Here is a 25,541-nt window from a genome sequence, read left to right as displayed (position 1 = left end):
GAGGTGCAGTGGCAATCTTTACGGACCCCATCAGGGAACATGCTGATTTCGGGCCTGGTGATGCCGAATGGCTGCACCTTTTGGTGGGGGACTGGCAGATGGTTGCGGACCTGGCGTTCGCTGACCTGGCGCTGTGGTTCCCCCACCCGGACCATGGGTACGTGGCGCTGGCACATGTCAGGCCGTCCACCACTCACACGGTCTTCCACGGCGACTTCGTGGGCGAGGGAATCCGGTCGGACCTGCAGCCGCTTGTGGACAAGGCATGGAACAGCCGCTCCATTGAGCGTTCCAGCGAAACCAACTGGAGCAGCGACATGGCCCTCCGTGTTGAGGCCGTGCCCATGGTCCGTAATGGCCGGACGCTTGCCGTGGTCACCACGCATATGGACCTGTCCAGTTCCCGCATGCCGTCCCGCCTTGAGCTGACCTATCGCCAGTGTGCCTATGACCTCCTGCGCATGGGGACGCTTGGGCTGTGGCCGGACTTTGCCTCGCCCACGGGGTCGCGGCGGGGTGCGCCGCGTGTGGGAGACGGGCTGATACGGCTCGATGCCGAAGGCATAGTGCAGTACGCGAGCCCCAACGGTGTCTCGGCATTCCGGCGCCTGGGGGATGGGGAGTCGCTGGAGGGCCGGTCGCTCGCTGAGGTGACTGCCAGCCTGCTGAAGGACCGGCGCATGGTGGACGAGACGCTGCCTTTAGTGGTTACTGGCCGCATGCCGTGGCGCAGTGAAATTGAGTCCAGGGGCGTCAGCCTGTCGCTGCGCGCTATCCCGCTTCGTGACGAGCAGCAGCGCTTTGGCGCGCTGGTCCTTTGCCGCGACGTCTCTGAACTGCGGCGGCGTGAAATGGAGCTGGTCACCAAGGATGCCACCATCCGGGAAATCCACCACCGGGTGAAGAACAACCTCCAGACCGTTGCGGCGCTGCTCCGGATGCAGTCCCGCCGCATGGTGAGCGAAGAAGCCAAGCAGGGACTGGAACAGGCGATGCGACGCGTTGCCACCATCGCCCTCGTCCATGAGACCCTGTCGCAGGGCTTGACGCAGAGCGTTGATTTCGACGAGCTGATCGGACGCCAGTTCCGGCTGTCCGCCGAGGTTGCCTCGCCCTCCCAGCAGGTAAGGACTGAAAGATCCGGGACCTTTGGAGAGCTGCCCAGTGACCTGGCCACGCCGCTGGCACTCGTCATCAATGAACTGGTCACCAATGCGGTGGAGCACGGGCTTGAGGGCAGGGCCGGAACCGTGTCGCTTATCGCTGACCGGTCGGAGGCAGACGAGGGTGAAGAACTGACAGTGACCATTGCCGACGACGGCGTGGGGCTGCCCGACACCCCCCACGTTGAAGGGCTTGGCCTGCAGATCGTGCGGACCCTGGTCACGAGTGAACTTGGCGGGACAATCCAGTGGAAGCCCCGTGACGGCGGCGGCACGGCGGTACAGATCCGGCTCAGCCTGGCGGGCAAGTAGCTGGCGGCTCCCCGGCCATTGCCACACTTCTGGCTGAGCCCAAGGGTTAAAGGGAAAAGCCCCGGCCGCAACCTCTCAGGTTGCGGCCGGGGCTTTTTGCGTTTTGGGCGATCAGGAAGCGCGGCGGGCGCGGGCTGCCCGGCGCTTCAGGGCGCGGCGCTCATCTTCGCTCATGCCGCCCCAGACGCCAGCATCCTGGCCTGACTCGAGAGCCCACTGCAGGCAGGTGTCCACTACCGGGCACCGGCGGCAGACACTTTTGGCTTCCTCGATCTGGAGGAGGGCGGGCCCTGTATTCCCGACGGGGAAGAACAGTTCCGGGTCCTTCTCGAGGCACGCTGCGCGGTTACGCCAATCCATGCTGATCAGTTGCTCCATTTCTGGGAAGTGCTCTTTGTGAAATTATTCACTAGGAGCTACAAAGGAAAAGGGCCCGGCAGGGCCCCGTTGGTCATCTGAATCAAGCCTGTCATGTTAACGCTGTGTAAACAAGGGGTAATAACGCTTGATATCCCCGTAACGCTGAGCGATACATCACACTGGCGGCACTGGCCCTCACCACTGTCCGACTATGTCCGGTAGGGTGCCAGTGTGTCAAGACCCCCGGTAAACCCCCCAGCGTCCCCTTCACCGTCCGAAGAGCCGCGTCCGGGGCCAGGCCGCAACGCAGGGGGAGCGCCCGTTGGCCCGCCGCCTGCAGCAGTGGTCGTCGCTCTGATCGTCGCCGCGGAGGCTACAGCGCTCCTTGTGGCCGCCGGCTGGTACGGCTACCAACTGCTGAACGGAAGCCCCGTACTGTCGTTCTGGGGAGCGGTATTTACGCTGGGGCTGCTGCTCGCCTTCGCTGCCTGGCTGTATGCGGTGGCTGTTTTCTTATACCGGGGATACCGCTGGACCCGAGCTGCCGCCCTTGTGGCGCAGTTGTTCGTTCTGACCATCGGATTTCCTACACTTAGCGGTGGCCTGGTGGTGGCCGGGTTGGCGATGCTGCTGCCCGCGGTAGCCGCCATCGTGCTCCTGTTCCACAGCAAGGTGATCAGTTATGCCTCGCGTACGGGAAGTGCACCGCCCGCCCTTTAGTCGTCTGCAGCAGCCCATCCCACCTGGATTGGGCGGGCGCGTCCGCCGGAAATGAGCACACCCCTGCCCGGGGATGGATTCTGTTCGACCTCGAAGCGGACGCCGAAGACGTCCCCGTCGGATATGGACCGCGGGGACAACAGCAGCCCTGTTCCGGCAGCGCGGGAGTGCATGATCAGGGGAACGCGCTGAAGGATCAGAGGACTGTAGTTCACCGTCAGGACCACCGGCTGACCCAGGGCCTGCAGTTCGGAGAGGTATTGCATCGCGCCGGGGGACAGAAGGTCCGCGTCGTCGGCGAGCAACACTGTGTCCCTCGACGGCTGTGGGCCCTGCGCCTGCAGCAGGCCCTTCCAAAAGGTGAGCTCGTCGGCCCCGGCGTCGGGGTAAACCCAGTGGTGGCCCGGGTTCAGAGCCTGCAACGCTTTCAGGACGTGGGTCTTGCCACTGCCGGGACCGCCAAGGACGGCCACCACGCCGCCTGGTGGAATCCGGAAAGAAGCGGGGGACAACTCGTCACCGCCAACTCCGATGAGGATGCCCGGAAGCCGGGGTCCCGACGAAACGGAGCCGGGCGCATGGGAAACAGCAGGGTCCGCAAGCATGGAAAGGATTTTGCCAGTCGTTACCACTGACGGCAGCGCTTCCACCCGAAAGGGAGGAAGCGTAACCAGCTGGTGCTGCGGGCTGCCGGCAGCGTCGCTGTGCCAGGAACTGTCGGGTGCTGTGCGGTACAGCTGGCATACCGCAGCACCGTGTTCGGCAACGGGACCGAACGCCACGGCTCTTCCTTTGACAGCTGCTGTGGAAGGTATTCGCGGCCAGGCTGCCCGGCTGTCAGGGTTGGAGCCAGTAGGGAAATAGAGCCGGTTCGGGATCGCCCCGCTGAACCTGGCGGTGACAAGCTCCCGGTCTCCGGAAATGATGACTGTTATCCCGGCCCGGGCGCCGTCCCGGACAAGGTCCTGGACGAGGTCTTCGCCCCATGCCAGTGGACCCGATCGAAAAGCCGACAGCCAGGAGCCCCACCCCGAGATCACCACAATCAGCGGCACAGAGCGCCCGCCCGGCTGGTTAAGCCGGCGGGCTAGTTCAGCAGTCAAGCGTTCCAGTACCCGCACCGCCCGCCGAAGCTCCTGTAACCCGATGTGCGCACCAATTCTGGCGTGGGAGGACAGGTAATGGAAACTTCCTGCACCGTCCAGGAAGTACAAGTGCGCCTCCTGTGGGTGGCGAAGCAGACCGCGAACGGCAACGTCCAAGGCTTCGTGGGCGCCGGAGTCCGGTGCGCCGATCAGGGCCAGGTGACTGCTCTTGGCGGGTTCCCAGTCAAGGGACTGGAGCCTTTGGCTGTCCGGGAGGTCAACAAGCCCAAGGATGATTGACCATTTGCCGTCGGGGGTCCTGGACGCGGCAGCAGCGGCGCTGCTGAACGGGGGTTCCTGTATGTCCTCCGGCAGGGGAGCGGCAACGGGTGCCCGGGGCGGTGCTCCTCCCATGCCGGCCCAAAGTTCACGCACCAATCCGACCAGAGGAGCTGCGGCTTGCGCAGGCGTCGGTGCTTCTGCAACCGCATAGGCAGGAGGACGCGACAGGAGGTAATCCGTGGCAAGCCGCACGGTGACGGAGTTATCCTGGCCGGTGCGGGCATGCAGCGGTCCCGTGGTTGCTGCCTGGAATTCCTGGACTGGTTCCGTGCCCCTGGCGAGGTAAGCCCGTCCAGGAGTGTCAACGCGGATTGTTGAGGCCTCCCTGGACCCGATGATGTCAACAGACTCCATGTCGGACTGCACCCGCAGGGCAATGCTGGAGGTGACATTGGCCCTGATGTCCGCAGTCAATGCGCCCTGCGGCCGCTGTGTGGCCATGACGAGGTGGATCCCAAGGGAGCGGCCGATGGAGGCTATGCGCATCAGTTCACGGAGTACTTCCGGTGCGTCATCAACGAGCATCCGGAATTCGTCGATCACGATGATCAGGTGGGGGATGGCAACGTCCGCCGAAGCAGGAGTGGACCGATACGCGCCGATGTCAGGCACTCCTGCCGATGCCAGGGCTTTTTCGCGGTGCCTGATTTCAGCACGGAGCGAGATGAGTGTGCGCTCCAGTTCGTATCGGTCCAAGTCGGTCAGCAGCCCCACGCAGTGAACCAGCCCGGCCAGGGGACCTAGCCCCGAGCCGCCTTTGAAGTCAACGAAGAGGAAATTCACCCGGTCGGGCGGATGGCACAGAGCCAGTGCCAGCGCAAGGCTGCGGAGCAACTCCGATTTGCCGGAGCCAGTGGTGCCTGCTATCAGCAAATGGGGGCCGTCGGTGTGAAGATCCACAACTTTGGCCCCGCCCGCACCGAGTCCAAGGGGAGCCGACAGCGCGGCGTTCTTCTTGCTCAATGCCCAACGGGCAGCCGTATGGGCGGCCGTGAGAGGCAGCACGTCATCCAGTGTGCAGGTGGATGGCAGCGCGTGTTCCCCGGTGTCCCGCACCCGAGGGGACGTTGCCAGACGGCGGCAGAAGTTGCTGAAGACCTCCTCGGGGGCGAGATCGGGTACAAAGACGACGTCGCCGGCCGGTTGCCGCAGGATCGATGTGCGCTCGCGGAGTTCCACGTCAATGCCTTGTTTCCTCGTCCCCTCGGGAAGGAATTCAAGGATGTGCCACCCGTGCGCCAGCGCTTCATCCGCGAGGGCGCTGCTTGAAACGCCTCCGTCTGCTGCGTCAGTAATCAGGAGGACTCCCCTGGGGGACGTGGCGTTGAAACCCTCGGCCAGCACGCGCCGGCAAGCAGCTGCCGTTGCTGTGAGGGTTACACCCGGCAGGAAACGTGCGGGCAACAGGAGTCGCTCTGCCTGCCCGTGAATGGCGACGCGTGTGGTGCGGCACCTCGGATAACCGGCCAGCTGCATGACGATAGCCCTGATCATTCCGTCCAGCAGGCTCCTGGATCCCTGGAACACCGATTTGGGGCGTGAAAGGTCAAAGACCACCGGTACGGTCTCAGCGGAGGGAATTCCCCGGATGGAGCCAACCGGCTCCACCTTTACATTGGCTGATTGCTTCGCCTGGCCAAGGCGCAACCAGGTTGCGGCTTCCCCCGCCTGAGTGGTTGGAAGGCTGCTGTGCGTCCCATTTGTGGCCAGCACCAACGTGGCGAGCGAGGGCCCGGCCGCCCGGCGCCGTTCCTTGTCCTTGGCAACAGCCGCTCTCATTGCAGCGTCCAGCTCCCGCCGCTGGCGCCTGCCGGATACAACAGGAACCACAAGGGCCAGGGTGGAGGCGGCGGCAAAAGCCAGGAACATCCACATACCCGTGAAGACGGCAAGTCCAGCACCGATGACCAATGGAAGGATGGCGGTGGCAACGAGGACCGCCCGGCTGCCGGACTCCGCCCGGCCCCTGACGGGAATAGGCTCCTGCACGGAGGCCCCGGCGTCGCTCAACGCCATGGCCGGTGTGTCGGCAAACACGATGGACATGGTCGAGTTTCCACAGCGGAGTGTAGAACCCGTGGAGAGGGCGGCGGCCCGGGTTCTTTCGCCATCCACGTAGGTGCCATTCGCACTGTCCAGGTCCTCGATGATGATGGCTGTTTCTGTAACCACAAGGCGGGCGTGCTGCCGGGACAACTCCGCGTCCGGGATGACTATCCGGGTGTTGCTCCTGCCGATGGTGTAGGTGCCGCGCCGCAGGGGTACGACCGTTCCCGCGCCGGCGCCACTGTGGACGGCAAGGGCGAGCGGAGCCGGCTCGCCGGCGGGGTGGCGCCGTTCCTTCCTGCGGACTGGTGCTCCACCGCCGTCGATGAGAACGGCACCATTAATCAGGGGCAAGGTGCCGACGCGTACGGATCGCAGGTCGTCGCCGTCGACCGTTACAGTCCCTGTGCCAAACGTTCTTGCGAGCTGGTCGCGGATGTGGGCACCCGCCGTACCGTCGGGGGCTTCGATGGACAATTCAAGACGCTGCCCGGCCAGGCGCGACCCGGGACCGCCGAGCAGGGTGCAGTGCAATGTCATGGGTGCAGATCCTTTGTGCCTTTGAACCCACGTTAGACAGCGGTAGCCGGTCCGGGCCTGTGCACCACCTGCTATGTGGACAACTTCCAGCAGAAGATCCGTCTTCTCCTGCCGCCGGAGGGGCGGTCACTTCAGGAGGCTCAGGCCTTGCGCCAGGGGTTGTAGCCCGAAGCCCTGATTCGACGGGCGCTGCAGTGCCTCGGGTAGGCTAGAGCAGCAGACATTGCGCATCATTGCGCTGCCCGCATTCAAACCAGGAGAATTTGTGACCGCTGACCTTGTCATCGTAGGGTCTGGCTTTTTTGGCCTGACAATCGCCGAACAGGCCGCTACCGAGCTGGGCTTGAAGGTCGTTGTCATCGACCGCCGCCACCACATTGGCGGCAATGCCTACAGCGAAAAAGAAGAGCAGACCGGTATCGAGGTGCACCGCTACGGAGCACACCTGTTCCATACGTCCAACGAGCGCGTGTGGGAGTACGTGAACCGGTTCACGACGTTCACGAACTACGTCCACAAGGTCTACGGGGTACACAAGGGCGAGGTCTACTCCCTGCCCATCAACCTGGCCACTATTAACCAGTTCTTCCGCGCCAACCTGACGCCGGGCCAGGCACGGGAGCTTATCCAGGAGCAAGCGGGCGAGCTTGCCGGCACTGATCCGCAGAACCTGAACGACAAGGGCATCCAGCTGATCGGCCGCCCGCTCTATGAAGCCTTCATCAAGCATTACACCGGTAAACAGTGGCAGACGGACCCCAAGGACCTGCCCGCCGGAATCATCTCGCGGCTGCCCGTCCGCTACAACTACGACAACCGGTACTTCAATGACAAGTACGAGGGCCTGCCCACCAACGGCTACACGGCGTGGATCGAAAAGATGGCAGAACACCCGAACATCGAAGTGCGGCTGAACACGGACTTCTTTGACGAGTCGCACGAGTACAGCAAGAACAAGGTTGTGGGCAACATTCCGGTGGTTTACACCGGACCCGTTGACCGCTACTTTGATTACGCCGAGGGCGACCTCTCCTGGCGCACTATTGACTTCGAGGAAGAAGTGCTCGATATCGAGGACTTCCAGGGCACGTCAGTTGTGAACTACAACGACGACGACGTTCCCTACACCCGGGTCATCGAACCGCGCCACTTCCACCCGGAGCGCGACTACCAGACGGAGAAGACCGTCATCATGCGCGAGTTCTCACGCTTTGCGGAGAAGGGCGACGAGCCGTACTACCCCGTCAACACTTCCGCGGACAGGGAGCGCCTGCTCAAGTACCGCGACTTGGCGGCTGCTGAGAGGGACGTTCTGTTCGGCGGCCGGCTGGGGACGTACAAGTACCTGGATATGCACATGGCCATCGGCGCAGCACTGAGCATGTTCGACAACAAGATCCGGCCGCATTATGAAAGCGGCGCAAAGCTGGAAAGCGGAGGCGTGGACGCATGAACGCAGCGCAGGGCTGGTCGACCCTTCAGCGGGTGATTCTCCCTTCGCCGGACCAGCCGGACACTGTTCCTTTGTACGCGGATGCGGGCACCGCCAGCGGCATCCGGTTGAGGGAAAACGATGAGTTGGCCCGCACGCCGAAGCTGCCGGAAGAGAAGCTGCAGATGTTCAGCTCAGGCGGCCGTGAAGCCCACTTTGAGGATCTCCTTTCCAGACACTCCATGCGGGTCCGGTCAGGCGAGCAAATTTCCTTCGGCACATACTTCAACGCGTTCCCGGCGAGCTATTGGCGTCGGTGGACGTCCGTCAGGGATATCCGCCTGGTCGTCAGCACCAGAGGAACAGGAACGGTCACCGTTTACAAGTCCAATGCACGCGGGTCAGTCCAGCGCGTCGACGGACAACACGTTGACGGCGCTGCTACCTCGGTCTTTGACCTCACCCTTAAGCCATTCGGCGACGGCGGCTGGTACTGGTTCGACTTGGCGGCAAGTTCAGGTGAACTTCTGTTGGAAAACGGTGAATGGCAGGCCGAGGGCGGCCAAGGTGCCAAGGGTCAGGTGACCCTTCAAATCACCACAATGAACAAACCTGATTTTTGCCTCAACAACGCCCGAATCCTCGCGGAGAATCCAGACGTCCTCAAGAACGTCAAGGAAATCCTGATAGTCGACCAGGGAACACAAAAGGTCGAGGCAGAAGATGGCTTTGCCGCCGTAAAGGAAGCACTGGGCGACAAGCTCAGGATCATCAACCAGGCAAATCTTGGCGGATCAGGTGGCTTCGCGAGGGGAATGTACGAAGCCGTGGAGAACGGCAGTGACTATGTTCTGCTGTTGGATGACGACATTGTGGTGGAACCGGAAAGCATCGTCCGGCTACTGACATTCGCCGACCACTGCCGAAAGCCGACCATCGTCGGCGGCCACATGTTTGACCTGTACAACCGCAGCGTGCTCCATACGTTCGGCGAGGTAGTTGACCCCTTCCGGATTGTGCCGGCGCTGCCGCACGCAGACATGGATGTGCGGCACGACTTCAGTATCGCAAACCTCCGCCAGACGGCCTGGCTGCACCGGCGTGTAGATGTGGATTACAACGGGTGGTGGATGTGCCTCATCCCCACCGAAGTAATCCGGGAGATCGGCCTGTCACTGCCGCTGTTCATCAAATGGGACGATGCCGAATACGGGTTGCGCGCGCGGGAGGCCGGGTTCGCAACGGTGTCTCTTCCCGGCGCCGCCGTTTGGCATGTCTCGTGGCTCGACAAGGACGACCTCGTCGGGTGGCAGGCATACTTCCACGAACGCAACAGGCTGATCACTACCCTGATCCACAGCCCCTACCCAAAGGGCGGGCGGGTCCTGCGCGAATCCGTCCAGTCGGACGTTAAGCACCTGGTCTCGATGCAGTACTTCACGGAACACGGTCGTATCGAGGCCTTGAAGGACCTCTTTAAGGGGCCACACGTCCTCCATGAAGTGCTTGGCACAAAGCTGCCCGAGATCAACGCGCTTAAGGCGTCGTATCCGGACGCCCAGTTGAAAGACGACGTTGACGACTTTCCCGCCCCCAAGCTGGGACGGGGGCCCATGGGAGGAACCGTCGTCGGAATGCCCAGCAAGAAGGAGCTCATACCCTGGGGCATCAAGACAGTTGCGCGGCAGCTCATCAAGGCGCCTGGACCGGAAAGTGCTGAGCGCCCCCAAGGGTATCTCGCCCACCGGGACAACCGCTGGTTCAGGGTGGCCCACTACGACAGCGTAGTAGTTTCGAATGCTGAAGGAACAGGTGCGTCCTGGTATCAGCGCGACCCGAAAAAGCTCAAGTCAATGCTGACCGAGGCAACCCGCCTGCACGTGCGGCTGTTCCGGGAGTGGGACAAGCTCGCCGAACAGTACCGCAACGCGGTGTCCGAAGTCAGCTCGATGGAGTCGTGGAAAAAGACCTTTGACGCCGCAGAGGACTCGAAGTAAATGGCCGGCACCACCAACGATATGATTCGCCCGGGCCAGGGGCGCGGCCTGCTTGACGTTTACGACCACCGCTTCCTGCTCAAGCTGTTGGTGCGTAAAGAGATCAAGGTGCGGTACCGCGGCTCGGTCTTGGGACTGCTGTGGTCCTACGTCAAGCCACTGATGCAGTTCCTGATATATTTCGTGGCCTTGGGGATCTTCCTAAACCTTCAGCGGGGGACTCCCAACTACGCTATCTATCTGTTTGCGGGCATTGTCCTGGTGAACTTCTTCACGGAATCGTTGGGTAACGCCACAAGATCCATCGTCGACAACCGCGACCTAATCCGGAAGATTTACTTGCCCCGTGAACTCTTCCCGGTTGCGACAGTATGGGTTTCGGCGGCGCATTTCCTGCCTCAGCTGGTAGTGCTCATGGGTGCTTGCCTCATTGCGGGATGGACCCCGTCCCTCCTCCAGCTCGCCGCCGCCATCCTGGCCTTCATATTGGTTTCCGTCCTTGCTACGGGGCTTGGCCTACTGTTCAGCGCCGCCAATGTGTACTTCCGGGACTCGGAAAATATCGTCGATATGATCCTCATGGTGGTTACGTGGGCGTCCCCGGTCCTCTACGTCTGGACGATGGTGCAGGATGTCATGGGCTCGTGGTACTGGGCTTACCAGCTCAACCCCATGACTGTGGCGGTCGAGATCTTCCACTGGGCATTCTGGTTCCCCACCTTGAAGGAGGATCAGGTGGGACTTGCATCGATGCCGCCAGACCTCATGACCGTATGGCTTCCGGTCGCCTACCTTATTTCCATCGCTGTGTTGTTCGTGGGCCAGCTGGCCTTCCGCCGCTCGGCCGTCCATTTCGCACAGGAGCTATAACGTGACTGCACGAGGCGATGTCGCCATCAGCTGCAAGAAACTGCGTAAGCAGTTTGTCCTGCGGCACACCCGGTCAATGAAAGAGGCTGTCGTCTGGCTGGTCAAGGGACGAAAGGGTGACCTGTCCAAGAAATTCATGGCACTGACTGACGTGTCCCTCGATGTTCAGCAGGGTGAAACAGTGGCGCTGCTAGGGCTCAACGGCAGCGGAAAGTCTACGCTTCTCAAGCTCATCTCGGGAGTTCTCCAGCCCGACGGCGGGACAGTTCACACGCGCGGGCGAGTCGCCGGACTTATTGAAGTGGGAGCAGGCTTCCACCATGACCTCAGCGGCCGGGACAACGTGTACCTCAACGGCGCGATCTTGGGTATGAGCGAGAGCCAGATCGACGAGATGTTCGATTCCATCGTTGAATTCTCGGAGATTGGTGAATTCATCGACACTGAAGTCAAGTTCTACTCGTCCGGTATGTATCTCCGGCTCGCATTCTCCATCGCCGTACACACTGACCCGGAAGTGTTCCTCATAGACGAGATCCTGGCTGTAGGCGATGAGCCATTCCAGCGGAAATGCATCGCCAAGATCAAGGAATTGTCCGAGAAGGGCAAAACCCTCTTTGTCGTCAGCCACGACCTTGACCTGGTTTCCACCGTCTGTGAGCGGGGAATCCTCCTTGAACACGGCGAGGTCATCATGGATGGCGAGGTCCACGAAGTCGTCTCGGAACTCAGGGCGCGCACCGCGTCGGCCTAATGCCCCAACTGCAGCTTCTCCTGCGAGACGTGCAGCTGGGGCCGGCGGGAAACTCCTACGACCTGGAGCGGGACTCCGCTGCGGTCTTGGCTGGCAATGGTTCAGCTGGTGCGGCAACCGGCCGGGGCTTCGTGGAGGACGTGCGAGACGGCCATTTCAAGAGTGCGGAGCCCGGGAAGACGTAACCGTAGAGGCAGTGCGCCGCAAATGCCACCAAGGCGAGGTAAGCCACGCACAGCGCCAGCCACCCGAGGGGAGGCTGCCACCCGGGATTGGTAATCATGATCTGCCAGTTGGCCAGCTCGCGAATACCGACTACATAACGCCGCAAAATATAAGCAAATGCCAGCCCGTGGGCGAAGACCCCCGCCAGCAGAACCACGCGTCCGACTGACTTCGCCGGCTCCGTTTGGCTGATCCGCAAGTGCCTGACAGCAATCCCAGCGGCGATCAGGAGCACCAGGAAAAGGGGAAGGTTGTAGCGGCCCTGCCAAATGAATCCCATGGTTGCCACTACTTGAGCCTGGAGGACTGCGGGGACGATCAGCAGGAGTGCCAGGGCAATCCAATATCCTGCGGTGCGCCGCCAAGGACGGACGGCCAGCGGCAACAGGAGCGCGACCACAATAAGAAAGCTCCAGAACATCTGGACAGCATCAGGCAGGCGGCTGTCCAGCCAGCCCATAACACCAACGTATTGGGGGAAGAAGCCAAAGAATCTGTCCAGCATGGTAACGAAGCCCTGGTCGGCACGTACGCCGGGAAGGGGGTTGATTATCCCAATAGGCGCTACACCAGCCGAAGCCGGGGCGTTAAGCATCAGCAGAATCCATATGATGCCGAGCAGAATCCCCGGTACCGTCGCCGCAACCGCAAGGAGGACGTACTTGTTTTGGAAGGCCGTGATGATCGACCGGCGCTGGTAGAAGGACAGTCCGACAATGAGAGCGCACAGCAGCCATACCAGCGACACCTGACGGGTATTGGCGAGGATCGCTGACGCTGCCACGACCGTCATGACCGCAGGCTTGATGGCCTGTGGTCTGTGGGCATTGTCCAAAAGGACAATGAAGCCACAGAAGGCTGCCATTGTGGCTGCCACTTCGAGGGAGTTCGGATTGATTCCGGATCCCAGGAACAGGACCATGGGCGTCATGCTGACGCTGGCCAGGACGACCGGTATCTGTGGCCGGAGGAATCTTGACAGGGCAGTGAACCCGGCTGCCAGGAAAACCGCTGTAAGGATTGAGCTGACGATGCGCATCGTGTACAGGGCGGGAGCTCCACTGAGCCACAGGCTTGGCAGCCCAACAATCCAGTAGTACATGGGATTGTACGTTCCCGCTGTCGTGACGCCGATGGTCTCGTACGTATCGCTTGCGGGGATGGGCGGGGCGCATCCCGCTGACGTGTCCGGCCGGAATTTGTAGCATCTCTGGGCGTCGAGGTTGGCGATGTACGCCGGCACCTTCACATGGACCCCGTGTCCGAAGGACGATCCCTCCTGGACAGTTATCTGACCCCTTACTACCGCGGCGGCCTTAATTGTGTGGGCCGGCTCGTCCGGGAATGCCATAAGCGGTGTGGCCAAAGCCCACAGGGAAATAAGGAGCGCAAAGAGTCCGAAAAGCTGGAAGAACAGCTTTCGGCCGCTTTTCAATGCAGGTTGTGCCTTCGAACCCGCTACTTCCATTTGATGAAGGTGGATGGTGGTTTCACTTGTTCGTTGTGCACTGTCCGAGGGGTGCGTCAATCCGCTCACTCAGTTCCCTCCACGATTGCGGCTATCAGCTTTTTGGCTTGATCCGACGTTTTACTGTTTGGTGGCAAAGCGCTGGCGAAGATGTTGGCGTTTCGCTGACCAGTCTCACTGAAGATTGCTTCCCCCCAGGAGCTGACAAGCTTCGCGATTTCCGCGTGCGGGTACTTTCGGCAAAACACTACGTATTCCTTGACGGCCAATGCGTATCCAGCCTTGCCGTCGAGTTCCTGCTCGAGGGCGCCAGGTGCAGTACTGGCTGTTTTTCCTGCTTCGATTGCGGCGAGGACTGAGTCCGGCGAGAACGACTGGTACGTTCCATCGAATTGCAACGAGGCGGTCGAAAAGCGCGAGCCGATGATGCCACGTTCAAAGACTGCCAGCCCGCCGACTGTATCATCGAGGTCTGACGCGACTGCGATCGGCTTCCTGTCCGCCTTTACATCCACTGGTTCAGGCCACTCGGCAGAAATCCCGGATCCCCATTCGCTGCCTGCCTCGTCTGACAGGTATTCGGTCACGGCCTCCGTGACGTCCTGGTCATCGTCAGACAGCAAGGGCGTAATTTCGATGTCGGGCATATCCAGCCCCGGATTCTCCTGGGCGATCCGCGGGTCATTCCAACGCGTGATCTCCTTAAGAAGGATGCCGGACAGGATGCCGGCGTTGAGTTTCACATTACGGATTCCGGGAAGGTTATAAGCTACGCCGACCGGGAGCACGGCCGCCGGAAGGATGAGTGGTCCGGACGGACCGCAAAGCTGTCCGCTGGAAGCTGGCAGCTTTACAGATCCTGGCATCGTTGACGTAGCGAAGTGCGTCTGTTCCCGTGCCAAAGCATCCATCCCGGTTGTGCCCCCATCGGGGGAGAAAGCCACGGATACGGCTGGGTTCGGCCCCCTCCAGCCTTCCTGCCATGCCGCGACGAGCGCACTCATTGAGCCGTTCCCTACGCCCACCAAGCTGCCCCTTAGCGAATCAGCGCTGACGGCGGGCGGTGGTGCCGAGCACGCTGTTGTAGTCAAGACAGTGGCCAAAACGGCGGCGCCGCAGAGGCCCAGCGGGGATGCGATTCTTGGCTGTGTTAACTTCTTGTCTCGACGTTTCACGTGCCTAGCCTACGCGGCCCGGCGGGCACGGCGTTATTCCGGCAGAGCCACACGGCGGGCGGGTCCAGTCACTGCAATGAGGCTCTTTTGGGCCTCAGCCTTGCTCGTCAAGTAGAATCGCTGAGGTCAGGGAGCCTCCTTGCCGCGGCAAGTTACGAGGCAGCCTACAACAGCCGCCGTCAACAGTAAGGTTTTGTATGTCCTGGTGGTCGGAGGCGCCAGCGTTCTTTGCTGCTTTGACGCTGCTGTTCGTCCCCGGCGCTGTTGTGGCGTGGGTGGCTGGAGTCCGCGGTTTCCCTTTGTATGCGTCAGCGCCGTCACTGAGCCTCTCGCTTGTGGCTTCCGCCGCAATAGTCGCTCCCATTGTCGGACTTGATTGGTCCGCTCCCGCTCTTGCGGCTGCAACGGCAGCGGCGCTCGTTGCGGTGCTGACGGCCCGCAAGGCCCTGTTGTGGAAGATCCCCGCACTGTCGGAAAAGGCCGGATGGGGTTACGGCAGCGCAGTCTGCCTGGGTTTGACTATCGCCGCGGTACTGGTAGCAGTCCGGATGATGGGCGCGATAGCCCAGCCGGACGCGTTGTCCCAGACATTCGACAACGTGTTTCACATGAATGCGGTTCAATTCATCCTGGATCACCGATCGGGATCGTCCTTTTCGGTTGGTGACATGACCGGGGGAGGCTTTTACCCCGCTGCCTGGCACGATCTTGTCTCGCTCCTGAGCCAGCTCACTGGGGCAAGCATCCCTGTGGCCGCGAATGTCATCAACGTCTGTATAGGGGCTGTTGTCTGGCCGGCCGGTTGCGTCTACTTGGCGCAGGTGACTGTGGGGAGCCGTCCCGCTGCGGTCATTGCTGCCGGCGTGCTTTCCGCAGCGTTCGGCGCCTATCCGCTTCTCATGGTGGACTTTGGAGTCCTTTACCCCAACTTTCTCGCCCTGGCTCTGCTTCCTTTCGTGTGGGCCCTCGGCATCCAGGCGTTCCGGTTTTCGGCAGATGGTCCGGCACAGCCCTGCGCAACGTGGATTCTTTTCCTGGCGACGCTGCCGGGGCTCGCACTTTCGCACCCCAGCGGCGTCTTGACACTTTTGCCGTTGCTTGCCGCTGCCGCGGTCATCTGTTGGTGGCAGTGGAATTTCCATTGCACGCCCCGAAGTGGAATCTGGCGCTCGGGTGCCGCGAGGGTGATGCTGCTCGTTGCAGCGGGAGCGGTTTGCGTTGCGCTGTGGAAGGTCGTCAGGCCACCGGAAGCGGCGGCAACATGGCCGCCGGTCGCCACATGGACGGACGCGATTTGGGACCTCGTCAGCAGTTCAGGCATCGGCCGGCCGGAATCATGGGCAGTCATGGCACTGGCAATGGTGGGGCTCGTGGTGGCTGCCAAAAGCAAGCGCTATTGGCTTCTGGGCGCGTATGCTGCTGTCGCGATCCTGTTTTTCATGGCAGTAGCAGGCCGGCCGGGCCGGATCCGAACGTTTCTTACCGGGGTCTGGTACAACGACCCGCAACGCCTTGCCGCGATAGTCCCCATCGTTCTTCTGCCCATAGCCGCTCTGGGTGCCTCGTTCTGTTGGGATGGCCTGAAGCGCCTGCTCGTGAAAACACGCCGGAAAAGAATCCCGATCAAGGACTACGGTAGCCCCGCGCTGACCCTCGGGGTGACTTCTGTTGCTGCAGTCGTCGCGGTCTCGACACTTATAGCCGTGACGCAGCAGGAGAACTTGGATGCGGCTCAAGCGTCAGCTGCGCGCAACTATGCGATGGGTCCGGATGCACCCCTTTTGGACTCACAGGAAATGGCTATATTGGAGCGCGTCCGGGAAGAAGTGCCGCCGGACGCTGTGGTGGTCGGTAATCCGTGGACCGGAAGTTCGCTGGCATACGCCCTTTCCCAGCGCCAAACCCTCCAGCCGCACATTCTTGGCGCGGTCTCGGACGAGGCGCTGTACGTCTTTGCCCACCTCAACATGGCTGCCGTTGATACAGCCGTGTGTGCAGCCATTCGTGATCTTGAGGCGGAATATGTTCTGGATTTTGGCGACCGCCAAGTCAACAACGGTGAAGGACGGACCATTGACTACCATGGACTCGAAAATTTGAAAGAAAGCGGTGTGGCGGAGGTTGTGGATTCGCAGGATGGGGCGACACTCTACCGCATTACGGCTTGCGGAATTTGATGTTGCCATGCTCTTCGACAGGTGGGGAAAAGACACTGAACAGCGGAGTTTGCAGGAGTCCTTGGGCAAATTCATGAACATTGAGGTCCATCAACGATGAAAACCGTGATTATCCGGCTGCTGGGATTCACAGGGCTGCCTCTGCTATCTCTGGTGACACCCTTTTTGTTGCTTCCCATTCTCTCGCGCCTGGTCGGTGAGGTGGGCTGGTCCAGCCTGCTGGCCGGCCAAACCATCGGCACTTTCGGAGCGACAGTGATCAGCTGGGGGTGGAACATCCAGGGTCCTGTTCAAATCGCGCAAAACCCGTCACCGGCATTCCGTGCGGAGCTTTATCGCGAGAGCATCAGGACTCGCTTGTTGCTGACCCTCGTGGTGTTACCGGTGGTGTCGTTTCTCGCCGCATTCCTCGCTGTCCCTGAGCTGAGACTCGAAGCGGTCGCTATGTCATGGACCACTGCATTAGGGGGACTGTCCGTAGCCTGGTACTGCATTGGCGTGGGTCAGCCATCCCTGCTGGCGAAGTTCGACACGGTCCCGCGGGTCGTTGCCACGCTTGTTGCCATACCCGTCGTGCTCGCCACCGGCTACATATGGCTTTACGGAGTCCTTTTGGTCTTGGCCGTGGCAATAAGCATGTTCGTGTTCCAGCGGTGGGCCGTTCCACGGGGCCGGACTACTTTCATGCACTGGCGGGCAACGACCAGCACGCTGAAGTCGCAGATGGCTTCTGCCGGCATCGGCGCTTCCGGCAATACCTACGCGGCGACGCCGCTCCCCATCGCGCAGGCTTCCGTGGATCCGGCCACCGCAGGGCAATTCGGTTCCGCTGATACTATCTACCGCTTTGGCCTTTTCTCTGTAATGGCGTTGGGAAACACCTTCCAGGGCTGGGTCCTTGAACTAGGAGACTCTTCGGAACGCCGGCGGCATCTGCTTGCGATCTGGTCGCATGCTGCCCTGGGCACTGTTGGCGGCGGGTTGCTGGCGCTGCTGGGACCGTGGGCAACCGAGATCCTGTTTGGCGCCCCTGTAAGGGCCACCCAATTGACCTGTCTTTTCTATGGACTCGCCTTCTTCTTCATCTCCGCAGCCTCGCCCTTCACACGGAATCTACTAATACCGTTCGGTGGCGAAAAACTGATTCTGGTGTGGACAGCCGTCTCTGCTGTTCTCGGGGTGGGAACCATGGTGGCAGCAGGGACAGGCAACTGGGCGGAGGGAATAGCCCTAGGCATGGCAGGCAGCGAGGCTCTGCTCTTTATCGCATTAGTTTTGCCGGGTCTTCGGAGGCTGAACAACCTTGAAAAGTACCGGATGGGCGACCGGGACGAACCCCGCACCCCACTGAAGGCTACCTAAGCCGTTCGGCCAGCCGCGGATCGATTTTTCCCATGCGATTTATAAGTCCGTCCCGCAGACCGTAAAGGAAACCGATAAGGTGCTTCCTTCGGTTGGGACCATAAACGAATCGCACTGCGTGGCTTTGGAGCTCCATATACAGGCGGCGGAGGATCCATTTCGGCTGGCTACGCGCATATCGCCGCATCAATACGAAAGAGTTCCGGGTGATGTAGTACACCCGGAAGGGCGAGTGGTAATGCACACTCAGTTTCTTCTGGCCGATTCGTGCATGCCAGCCCAGGATCTTCAGCGGCCTGGCGTCGCCCAATGAATGCGCAAGGTTGCTGCCTGCACTGGCAAGAGCCCGGAAACCGGCTTCCCTGACCCGGGCATTAAATTCTGAATCCACGCAGTCGATAAAAAATTCCTCGTCGAGATACCCCACCCTGTCAAGCACGGAGGTCTTGATGAGAGTGCCTGATTGCATTGGGTCGAAGACCTCCTGCTCATCTGACGTACCAAACAGGGGCATTTTGATGTTGTTGTGGAACTGGGGGGCAACGAGCCCAACCGTCTGTGGGCTACTCGAAGACCTGGCAACCTCGAGAGCGTCCTCAACGTAGTTTCCGGTAAAGCGGGAATCCTGATCCATGGTGATTAACCACTCGGGTTCCCATAGTTCGCGTGCGCGCTTCATTCCGGCATTAAGCGCGGCAGCGATACCGCAATTTTCCGGCAGCCGGAGGACTTTTGCGCCTGCGGACTCTACATCCGAAAGAATTTCCGACACATCGGTGGGTGAGCCGTCGTCGACCACAATAACGTGTTCGACATACCTCTTGAGCGAAGCCACATTCTCGACAAGTTCTTTGGTGGGGGAGTATGCGGAGACAACTGCCGCCACATCACGCCCGTTAGGAGTCAGGAGCAATTTTGATGCCGTCCCTTTGCTCGGGTTGGGTGCAGTGATTGATCCAATGCCCCAAAAGTTGTACATGGGCTAGTTGAAGACGGTCCTGCGCACGGCGATGACGAGGTTTCGAACAAAGTCCCATCGTGCGGCGAAGATCTTCCCCGCACTTCGGATTCCTTGCGGCGTCAAGTTTTGCCCATGAAGCCGGTGAAGGATGGTGTCCTCTTCCAAGTAACGGATCGAACGGTTGACGATGCCCACCATCGCAATCCACTGGTCGTGTGACTCCCTCATGTGCGGGGGAAAGGGCAGGATTTTTTTCAGCATCTCCTGGCGGAATGCCATTGCACAGCCCCAATGCAGCCGATAGCCCACGACGATGCCAACCAGGTTACGCAAAGTGTGCGTGGAGTCTTGGGACCGAAGCCTGATTTGGTGGAACCGTCCGAGCGGACCGTCGAAATGTTTGCAATTGCTGACGACCATGCCCGCGTCCTGAAGACCTGCAATCATTTGTTCGGTGCGGCCAGGTATCCAGATATCATCCTGGTCGGAGAGGAAGACGTACTCGCCGCTCGCTTCGGATAGAGCCTTTTCAAACGTGCGCACGTAGCCGGCGTTAGCTGTGGCGGGGATCAACCGGATCCGCTGATCGCCGATTCCTTTGATGACATTCCTGGTGTCGTCTGTGGAACAGTCATCGACGATGACAAGTTCATCGGTTGAGGACAGCTCCGCAAGAATGGATTCGATCTGCTCCCTGATATGCCTTGCGCCGTTGTAGGCGGCCATGCAGACGCTGATGCGCGGAAGGACTGTCGGTAGGGGTTCCATAAAGTGCGGAATATCGCTTTCAGAATGTACCCGCTCAGTCGTGTCGAGCGGGGCTTGATCAAACGAAGAACAGTCTAGCAAAGGGCCCAAGGAGCCGGGGGACGGCCCTCCTGGCCTATAATCAAACCGACGATGATCGCGCCAGGCCTCGCCCAAATGACGGCTGCCTGGGCGTCGCAGGGGCCTTCAGAGCGCCGGCGAAAACCACGGAAGGAACCTCAGGTCCATGACCGTTGACGTAATGTTGCCGTACTACGGCGATGTCCATCAAATGAAGCTCGCCGCCCGCAGCGTGATGAATCAGGAGAACCAGGACTGGCGGCTTGTTGTCATCGACGACGGGTATCCGGATCCGGAACCGGAACGCTGGTTCTCAACTATCACAGACCCTCGCGTAACGTACCTGAAAAATGAGGAAAATCTTGGTGCCAACGGTAACTACCGCAAGGCGCTGACCCTGGTCGAAGCACCCTACGTTGTCATTATGGGTGCCGATGACATCATGCTTCCGAATTACCTTGACGTCGTCGTAGGTGCCTTTGAGGAATATCCCAGGGCCGATGTGGTTCAGCCAGGTGTACAGGTGATAGACGAACAGGGCATTGCCTGCACTCCGCTTGTGGATGCCGTGAAGAAGGTTTACGCCCCCAAGACGAGTGAGCGCATTGAGCTCAAAGGAGAGGTCATGGCCACAAGCCTGGTCCGCGCGGACTGGGCTTACTTCCCTTCACTTGCCTGGCGCTCCGAGACGGTCAAGCGTATCGGCTTCACTGAGGGACTGGACGTGGTCCAGGACCTGGCTCTTTTGCTGGACATTGCGGCGGAGCACGGATCGATGATTGTTGATCCTGTACTGGCATTTCTCTACCGCCGGCACTCAGCATCGGACTCCTCGGTGCGCGCCTTGGACGGCAGGCGTTTTGACGAGGAGCGGCAGTTTTTCCAGCAGCAGGCCGAGCGCTTCAGCAGCTTGGGCTGGAAGGGCGCGGCGCGGGCGGCGAGTTTTCATACAACATCCCGCCTTAACGCCGCCTCCCTGATCTTGAAGTCGGTTGGGAAGGGCAAATTCGATTCACTGCCAAGGCTGGCAAAGCACATCTTCAGCTAAGGCAGCAGGACAAAAAAGGACGCCCCTGGGCGTCCTTTTTTGTGTCCGCCGCCACGGCCGGCAGCGGCAACGGGTCATGGGTTGTGAGGCCCCGGGTCACTTCCCGGGCCAGGCTTTACTTCCAGCTGACTCCGGATGTCAGCCAGATCAGCCCTGAGCAGCGCCAGTTCCTCGCAAAGGATTCGCACCTCGTCTTCAGCCTGTGACTGTTCCCTGGAGAGATGAAGGCAGACACCCACCAAAAGGATCAATGTCATGATGAAAAGGAGGTTTGCCGGCACCTGAATGCCGATAAGTCCGCTGGCTTTCTCCAGGAGAGAAGGGAAGGCGGAAAGTAGAAGAGTGCCGATGCCGATGACAATCCACAGGACGGCATACTTCTCGCGAAGTTTCTGTCGGCGGAGCATTTCAAACACAAAGAAAAGGATCGCCACGACGACGATGGAGCCCATAAGGAGCGACATGTTGGATTCCTAGTTGGTGGACGGCTCGGTTTTCTTCCGCGTCAGAGCGAACAGCAAGGCCATTCCTGAGCGTCCGAGGTAGATGGCTGCCTTCATCGGGTCGTGGCTCGGGGTTCCGCCCTGGCGGGCGCGCATCGAGACCGGGACTTGCCTGACAGTGCATCCTGAACGGATGGCCACGACCAGCGAGTCGATGGTATCCCCAAGGTACTCGGCAGGGTAGTGGTCAACATATTGGCGGATCGCTTTGATGTTGGCTGCCCGGAACCCGGACGTAACGTCAGTCAAAGGGGTACCTGCAATGCGGGATATCGTCCACGCCAATACCTTCATGGCCCACTTCCGGGGGCCGCGTACGGTGTAGTTTCCCTTGTCTGCGAAGCGGGCTCCGATAGCAATGTCAGCGTGCTGAAGGCCGTCAAGCACAGCCTTGATATCCCGCGGATCATGCTGCCCGTCGGCGTCGACCTGTATAACCTGCTTGTAGGCATGACTCTTGGCATACTTGAAGCCGGTGCGCATAGCGCCTCCGACACCCATGTTGAACGGCAGTTGCAGTACGGTTGCTCCCGCCTCACGGGCCACCCGGGCAGTGCTGTCACGTGATCCGTCGTCTACTACCAGGACATCGCAAGGCGGGCCGAATTCGAACACTTCGCGGATGGTGTTTCCAATGGATTCGGACTCATTCCAGGCAGGCATGATCACGAGAGTGTCAGGGTGACGGGCGGGTGCTGTCACTGATCGATCAGTCCATTCTTCACGTAGGACTCCAAGCGGATGTTCGACAGTGGCGGCTCAAATCCGGTGGACTTGATTTTTGTCAGGTCCAGGACGCTGTTCAGCGGTCGCGGTGCCGCTTCTTTTCCTTTGAAGTAGTCAGCGGTGCTGACCCCTGCGACTGCAGTCCGTGCCTTGCCGCACAACTCAAACACGTCCGCAGCGAGGTCTGCCCAGGACTGGGGCTCGCCGTCACTGCTGAGGTTGTACGTCCCGTACTCTGCACCGGACTCAAGCAGATGACGGATGCCCGCAGCGATATCTTCGGTGAAGCTCAACCGGCCAACTTGATCATTGACTACCGAGGGCTCGATGCCACGCTCGGCCAGGGACGCCATGGTGCGCACAAAGTTGTTGCCTTCACCGATGACCCAGCTGGTGCGGACGATGTAGTGGCGGGGAACAACGTCCACGATCGCATCACCGGCGGCTTTGCTCTGGCCATACACCCCCAGCGGGGTGAGGGGCTCCGCCTCATCATGGAGGTTTCGGGCGCCGTCGAAGACGTAGTCGGACGAGACGTGGACCAGTGTCAGGTCATGCTCGACAGCGATCCGGGCCAACCGGGATACCGCTGTGACATTGACGGCCCAGGCGGCGGCGCGGCCCTGCTGGGTCTCGGCGGCATCGACGGCCGTGTAGGCAGCCGCGTTGATGATGGTTGAGTAGTTTTTCCAGTTGCGGTCCGTGTAGGAATTCAACTTGTCCAAATCGAACTCCGCGCGGCCGGCAAACTCGACCGAGCCGTCGCCCTCATAAAGGTTGCGCAGGGCTTTGCCCAGTTGTCCGTTTGCACCGACCACCAGGATTTTTTTGGCGGGCATGGGCACCACGTCGGCCAGGCGAGGGTGGGCCTTGTCCTTGTCCGACAGCTCTGCCTGACCCAACGGAATGGGCCACTGGATGGCCGCGGTTTCATCGGCGAGGTTGAGGAAGGTGTACTGGCCTTGGGCGTCAGCTGACCAATGGTCATTCACGAGGTAGGTGTAAGCCGTGTTGTCCTCGAGGGTCTGGAATGCGTTGCCCACGCCACGGGGGATGAAAATGGCCTGGCTGGCGTCAAGCTCCGCAGTGAAGACAGCACCGAAAGAGGGACCCTCACGAAGATCTACCCAGGCGCCAAAGATTTTCCCGGTGGCGACAGAGATGAACTTGTCCCACGGTTCCGCGTGGATGCCGCGGGTGGTGCCTGCCTTTTCGTTAAACGAAATATTGTTCTGGACAGGGCGGAAATCCGGCAGCCCCAAGGCAACCATTTTCTCCCGCTGCCAGTTCTCCTTGAACCAGCCCCGGTTGTCGCCATGTACCGGAAGGTCATAAAGGACGACACCAGGAATCGGGGTTTCGTGCGCAGAAAGTTTCTTCGAAAACTCCAGAGACATGGACTACTGGCCCTGTTCCTTGTATTTGGCTTCGGTGGCTGCTTTCTGGGGCCGCCACCATTCTTCGTTGTCGCGGTACCAGGCGATGGTGTCCTCGATGCCGGCGTCGAAGTTGGAGAACTGCGGTTCCCAGCCCAGCTCATCGCGGAGTTTCGTGGAGTCGATGGCGTAGCGCAGGTCGTGGCCGGGCCGGTCCACCACGTGGTCGTAGGCGTCCGGGGACTGGCCCATGTGCTTGAGGATCAGTTCGACGACGTCCTTGTTGTTCTTCTCCCCGTCCGCGCCGATCAGGTACGTCTCTCCGATCTTGCCCTTGGCGATGATAGCCAGGACCGCGGAGGAGTGGTCGTTGGCGTGGATCCAGTCCCGGACGTTCTCGCCCTTGCCGTAAAGCTTGGGCCGGATGCCATCGATCACGTTGGTGATCTGGCGCGGAATGAATTTCTCCACGTGCTGGTACGGGCCATAGTTGTTGGAGCAGTTGCTGATTGTCGCCTGCAGCCCGAAGGAGCGCACCCATGCCCGGACCAGCAGGTCGGAGCCGGCTTTGGTGGAGGAATAGGGGCTGGAAGGGTTGTAGGGGGTCTGCTCGGTGAACCGTTCGGTGTCGTCGAGTTCCAGATCGCCGTAGACCTCATCCGTGGAGATGTGGTGGAAGCGCTTGTTGTGCTTCCGTGCCGCCTCGATCAGCGTGTACGTGCCGATGATGTTGGTGTCCAGGAACGGGCGGGGATCGTGCAGGGAGTTGTCATTGTGCGATTCGGCAGCGTAGTGGACCACGACGTCGGTGTCGGCGACGAGTCCGTCCACCAGGGCGGCGTCGGCGATGTCACCCTGGACAAACGTGAAGCGTCCGTCCGGCAACCCCTTCAGCGATTCAAGGTTTCCTGCGTAGGTCAGCTTGTCCAGAACGGTGACGTGCTCATCGGTGTTATCAAGTACGTAGTGGACGAAGTTGGAACCAATGAACCCGGCACCGCCGGTAACAAGAAGTCGCTGCATAATTCCCAAGGGTACCGGATTTGCCGCGGCACTTAGCGAACGGAAAGATGGGGGACATGCGCGGAATAATACTTGCCGGCGGTACCGGCTCCAGGCTTCACCCCATCACTCTGGGCGTCAGCAAGCAGTTGGTCCCGGTCTACGACAAGCCCATGATCTACTACCCGCTGTCCACCCTGATACTCGCGGGTATCCGCGACATCCTGATCATCACCACGCCGCACGACGCCGAGCAATTCGAACGTCTGCTCGGTGACGGGTCACGTTTCGGCGTATCCATCACCTATAAGCAGCAGCCCTCGCCGGACGGCCTTGCCCAGGCTTTTGTGCTCGGAGCGGAACACATCGGTGATGACAGCGTGGCACTTGTTTTGGGGGACAACATCTTTTATGGCCCCGGGATGGGCACCCAATTGCGCCGTTTCGAAAACATCGACGGCGGAGCGGTCTTTGGTTATTGGGTTGCCGATCCCAAGGCTTATGGCGTGGTGGAGTTCGATTCCGCGGGCAAAGCGATTTCCCTGGAAGAGAAGCCGGCAAAGCCGAAGAGCCATTACGCTGTCCCCGGTCTTTACTTCTATGACAATGACGTCGTAGAGATTGCGGAAAACCTCAAGCCTTCCGCGAGGGGGGAACTGGAGATCACGGACGTCAACCGCACTTATCTCGAGAGGGGAAAGCTGCAGGTGGAGATCCTCCCGCGCGGCACTGCCTGGCTCGACACCGGAACCTTCAATGACCTGAACGATGCATCGAACTTCGTCCGAACGACGGAAAACCGGCAGGGACTGAAAATCGGTGCTCCCGAGGAGATCGCATGGAGGCTCGGCTTCCTCACTGACGATGAACTCCGGCAGCGGGCTGAGCCCCTCGTGAAGAGCGGTTATGGCTCCTACTTGATCGATTTGCTGGAACACGGCCACTAGAAGAGGCCAAAAAGGCGGGACCCGCCGTGAACTGCTCCCCGAAAGTTGGACTGAGAAATTCAGTTCCGGTTTTCGGGGAGCAGTTTTATGCGTGAGGACAGTTCGTTATCAGAGGAGCAGCG

At 60.5% G+C, this 25,541-nt stretch carries 20 protein-coding genes; 10 read left to right on the top strand and 10 right to left on the bottom strand.

Annotated features, from left to right (window positions below):
- Positions 1 to 8 precede the first annotated feature (8 nt).
- On the top strand, positions 9 to 1,475 hold the full coding sequence (locus ACZ9BC_RS11220) for a sensor histidine kinase (RefSeq protein ID WP_079597248.1): 1,467 nt from the start codon (positions 9 to 11) through the stop codon (positions 1,473 to 1,475).
- Between the two features lie 111 nt (positions 1,476 to 1,586).
- On the opposite strand, the gene ACZ9BC_RS11215 is transcribed toward ACZ9BC_RS11220, so the two are convergent.
- Positions 1,587 to 1,835 (bottom strand): WhiB family transcriptional regulator, encoded by a 249-nt coding sequence (locus tag ACZ9BC_RS11215; RefSeq protein ID WP_015937605.1) that lies wholly within the window; start codon positions 1,833 to 1,835, stop codon positions 1,587 to 1,589.
- Between the two features lie 342 nt (positions 1,836 to 2,177).
- Between ACZ9BC_RS11215 and ACZ9BC_RS11210 the strand changes: the two genes are divergently transcribed.
- Complete coding sequence (locus ACZ9BC_RS11210) at positions 2,178 to 2,555, top strand: hypothetical protein (RefSeq protein ID WP_476246016.1); 378 nt, start codon at positions 2,178 to 2,180, stop codon at positions 2,553 to 2,555.
- On the opposite strand, the gene ACZ9BC_RS11205 is transcribed toward ACZ9BC_RS11210, so the two are convergent.
- Entirely contained in the window at positions 2,552 to 6,568 is a 4,017-nt protein-coding gene (locus tag ACZ9BC_RS11205) for an FtsK/SpoIIIE domain-containing protein (RefSeq protein ID WP_476246015.1), read from the bottom strand. The two genes, ACZ9BC_RS11210 and ACZ9BC_RS11205, sit on opposite strands and share 4 nt — an antisense overlap.
- Positions 6,569 to 6,833: 265 nt before the next feature.
- Here ACZ9BC_RS11205 and glf point away from each other — a divergent pair, with 265 nt between their 5' ends.
- The 4 genes from glf to ACZ9BC_RS11185 all read left to right on the top strand — a co-directional run bounded on the left by glf (position 6,834) and on the right by ACZ9BC_RS11185 (position 11,621).
- Positions 6,834 to 8,021, top strand: coding sequence for a UDP-galactopyranose mutase (gene glf / locus ACZ9BC_RS11200; RefSeq protein WP_275727755.1), 1,188 nt, complete (start codon positions 6,834 to 6,836; stop codon positions 8,019 to 8,021).
- The gene (locus ACZ9BC_RS11195; protein WP_476246014.1) at positions 8,018 to 9,997 is read left to right on the top strand and encodes a glycosyltransferase; all 1,980 of its coding nucleotides are present in this window, start codon (positions 8,018 to 8,020) and stop codon (positions 9,995 to 9,997) included. Before glf ends, ACZ9BC_RS11195 begins: the two co-directional genes overlap by 4 nt.
- On the top strand, positions 9,998 to 10,867 hold the full coding sequence (locus tag ACZ9BC_RS11190; RefSeq protein WP_476246013.1) for an ABC transporter permease: 870 nt from the start codon (positions 9,998 to 10,000) through the stop codon (positions 10,865 to 10,867). It abuts the gene before it with no gap.
- A gap of 76 nt (positions 10,868 to 10,943) precedes the next feature.
- Positions 10,944 to 11,621 carry an ABC transporter ATP-binding protein gene (locus ACZ9BC_RS11185; protein WP_476246479.1) on the top strand — a complete coding sequence of 226 codons (678 nt, stop codon included), beginning with the start codon at positions 10,944 to 10,946 and terminating at the stop codon, positions 11,619 to 11,621.
- A gap of 55 nt (positions 11,622 to 11,676) precedes the next feature.
- On the opposite strand, the gene ACZ9BC_RS11180 is transcribed toward ACZ9BC_RS11185, so the two are convergent.
- Together ACZ9BC_RS11180 and ACZ9BC_RS11175 are read right to left on the bottom strand one after the other, a co-directional pair.
- Entirely contained in the window at positions 11,677 to 13,314 is a 1,638-nt protein-coding gene (locus ACZ9BC_RS11180) for a DUF2142 domain-containing protein (RefSeq protein ID WP_476246012.1), read from the bottom strand.
- A 65-nt stretch (positions 13,315 to 13,379) separates the two neighbouring features.
- A complete protein-coding gene (locus ACZ9BC_RS11175; protein WP_476246011.1) occupies positions 13,380 to 14,489 on the bottom strand; it encodes a substrate-binding domain-containing protein in 1,110 nt (369 codons plus the stop codon).
- 197 nt (positions 14,490 to 14,686) lie between these two features.
- On the opposite strand from ACZ9BC_RS11175, the gene ACZ9BC_RS11170 reads away from it, so the two are divergent.
- Together ACZ9BC_RS11170 and ACZ9BC_RS11165 are read left to right on the top strand one after the other, a co-directional pair.
- Positions 14,687 to 16,666, top strand: a complete 1,980-nt coding sequence (locus tag ACZ9BC_RS11170) for a DUF6541 family protein (RefSeq protein ID WP_476246010.1) — start codon at positions 14,687 to 14,689, stop codon at positions 16,664 to 16,666.
- 96 nt (positions 16,667 to 16,762) lie between these two features.
- A complete protein-coding gene (locus ACZ9BC_RS11165; protein WP_476246009.1) occupies positions 16,763 to 18,028 on the top strand; it encodes a polysaccharide biosynthesis protein in 1,266 nt (421 codons plus the stop codon).
- Here the strand turns inward: ACZ9BC_RS11165 and ACZ9BC_RS11160 are convergent.
- The gene (locus ACZ9BC_RS11160) at positions 18,021 to 19,007 is read right to left on the bottom strand and encodes a glycosyltransferase (RefSeq protein WP_476246008.1); all 987 of its coding nucleotides are present in this window, start codon (positions 19,005 to 19,007) and stop codon (positions 18,021 to 18,023) included. The two genes, ACZ9BC_RS11165 and ACZ9BC_RS11160, sit on opposite strands and share 8 nt — an antisense overlap.
- A 3-nt stretch (positions 19,008 to 19,010) precedes the next feature.
- Positions 19,011 to 19,757: a glycosyltransferase gene (locus ACZ9BC_RS11155; protein ID WP_476246007.1), complete on the bottom strand. Its 747-nt coding sequence runs from the start codon at positions 19,755 to 19,757 to the stop codon at positions 19,011 to 19,013.
- 226 nt (positions 19,758 to 19,983) lie between these two features.
- Here ACZ9BC_RS11155 and ACZ9BC_RS11150 point away from each other — a divergent pair, with 226 nt between their 5' ends.
- On the top strand, positions 19,984 to 20,865 hold the full coding sequence (locus ACZ9BC_RS11150; RefSeq protein ID WP_476246006.1) for a glycosyltransferase family 2 protein: 882 nt from the start codon (positions 19,984 to 19,986) through the stop codon (positions 20,863 to 20,865).
- A 74-nt stretch (positions 20,866 to 20,939) separates the two neighbouring features.
- Here the strand turns inward: ACZ9BC_RS11150 and ACZ9BC_RS11145 are convergent, their stop codons facing one another.
- Genes ACZ9BC_RS11145 through rfbB form a run of 4 tightly spaced genes read right to left on the bottom strand, consistent with a single transcriptional unit; the run spans position 20,940 to position 24,493 of the window.
- Positions 20,940 to 21,329: a DUF2304 domain-containing protein gene (locus tag ACZ9BC_RS11145; protein ID WP_476246005.1), complete on the bottom strand. Its 390-nt coding sequence runs from the start codon at positions 21,327 to 21,329 to the stop codon at positions 20,940 to 20,942.
- 9 nt (positions 21,330 to 21,338) lie between these two features.
- Positions 21,339 to 22,070: a glycosyltransferase family 2 protein gene (locus ACZ9BC_RS11140; RefSeq protein WP_476246004.1), complete on the bottom strand. Its 732-nt coding sequence runs from the start codon at positions 22,068 to 22,070 to the stop codon at positions 21,339 to 21,341.
- On the bottom strand, positions 22,067 to 23,491 hold the full coding sequence (locus tag ACZ9BC_RS11135; RefSeq protein WP_476246003.1) for a sugar nucleotide-binding protein: 1,425 nt from the start codon (positions 23,489 to 23,491) through the stop codon (positions 22,067 to 22,069). Before ACZ9BC_RS11135 ends, ACZ9BC_RS11140 begins: the two co-directional genes overlap by 4 nt.
- 3 nt (positions 23,492 to 23,494) lie before the next feature.
- The gene (rfbB, locus tag ACZ9BC_RS11130) at positions 23,495 to 24,493 is read right to left on the bottom strand and encodes a dTDP-glucose 4,6-dehydratase (protein ID WP_476246002.1); all 999 of its coding nucleotides are present in this window, start codon (positions 24,491 to 24,493) and stop codon (positions 23,495 to 23,497) included.
- A 56-nt stretch (positions 24,494 to 24,549) separates the two neighbouring features.
- Here rfbB and rfbA point away from each other — a divergent pair, with 56 nt between their 5' ends.
- Positions 24,550 to 25,419, top strand: a complete 870-nt coding sequence (rfbA, locus tag ACZ9BC_RS11125; protein WP_476246001.1) for a glucose-1-phosphate thymidylyltransferase RfbA — start codon at positions 24,550 to 24,552, stop codon at positions 25,417 to 25,419.
- Positions 25,420 to 25,541 lie beyond the last annotated feature (122 nt).

The sequence above is a fragment of the Pseudarthrobacter sp. TE3704 genome (assembly GCF_056279405.1).
Note: the sequence above shows the minus strand (reverse complement) of the source record. Positions and strands in the feature narration are given on the sequence as shown.

Excerpts from the sequence above, each read along its gene's own strand:
- ACZ9BC_RS11215 (WP_015937605.1), bottom strand. The coding sequence starts at position 1,835 with ATGGATTGGCGTAACCGCGCAGCGTGCCTCGAGAAGGACCCGGAACTG.
- ACZ9BC_RS11205 (WP_476246015.1), bottom strand. The coding sequence starts at position 6,568 with ATGACATTGCACTGCACCCTGCTCGGCGGTCCCGGGTCGCGCCTGGCC.
- ACZ9BC_RS11195 (WP_476246014.1), top strand. The coding sequence starts at position 8,018 with ATGAACGCAGCGCAGGGCTGGTCGACCCTTCAGCGGGTGATTCTCCCT.
- ACZ9BC_RS11190 (WP_476246013.1), top strand. The coding sequence starts at position 9,998 with ATGGCCGGCACCACCAACGATATGATTCGCCCGGGCCAGGGGCGCGGC.
- ACZ9BC_RS11185 (WP_476246479.1), top strand. The coding sequence starts at position 10,944 with ATGAAAGAGGCTGTCGTCTGGCTGGTCAAGGGACGAAAGGGTGACCTG.
- ACZ9BC_RS11180 (WP_476246012.1), bottom strand. The coding sequence starts at position 13,314 with ATGGAAGTAGCGGGTTCGAAGGCACAACCTGCATTGAAAAGCGGCCGA.
- ACZ9BC_RS11170 (WP_476246010.1), top strand. The coding sequence starts at position 14,687 with ATGTCCTGGTGGTCGGAGGCGCCAGCGTTCTTTGCTGCTTTGACGCTG.
- ACZ9BC_RS11165 (WP_476246009.1), top strand. The coding sequence starts at position 16,763 with ATGAAAACCGTGATTATCCGGCTGCTGGGATTCACAGGGCTGCCTCTG.
- ACZ9BC_RS11160 (WP_476246008.1), bottom strand. The coding sequence starts at position 19,007 with ATGTACAACTTTTGGGGCATTGGATCAATCACTGCACCCAACCCGAGC.
- ACZ9BC_RS11155 (WP_476246007.1), bottom strand. The coding sequence starts at position 19,757 with ATGGAACCCCTACCGACAGTCCTTCCGCGCATCAGCGTCTGCATGGCC.
- ACZ9BC_RS11150 (WP_476246006.1), top strand. The coding sequence starts at position 19,984 with ATGACCGTTGACGTAATGTTGCCGTACTACGGCGATGTCCATCAAATG.
- ACZ9BC_RS11145 (WP_476246005.1), bottom strand. The coding sequence starts at position 21,329 with ATGTCGCTCCTTATGGGCTCCATCGTCGTCGTGGCGATCCTTTTCTTT.
- ACZ9BC_RS11135 (WP_476246003.1), bottom strand. The coding sequence starts at position 23,491 with ATGTCTCTGGAGTTTTCGAAGAAACTTTCTGCGCACGAAACCCCGATT.
- rfbB (WP_476246002.1), bottom strand. The coding sequence starts at position 24,493 with ATGCAGCGACTTCTTGTTACCGGCGGTGCCGGGTTCATTGGTTCCAAC.
- rfbA (WP_476246001.1), top strand. The coding sequence starts at position 24,550 with ATGCGCGGAATAATACTTGCCGGCGGTACCGGCTCCAGGCTTCACCCC.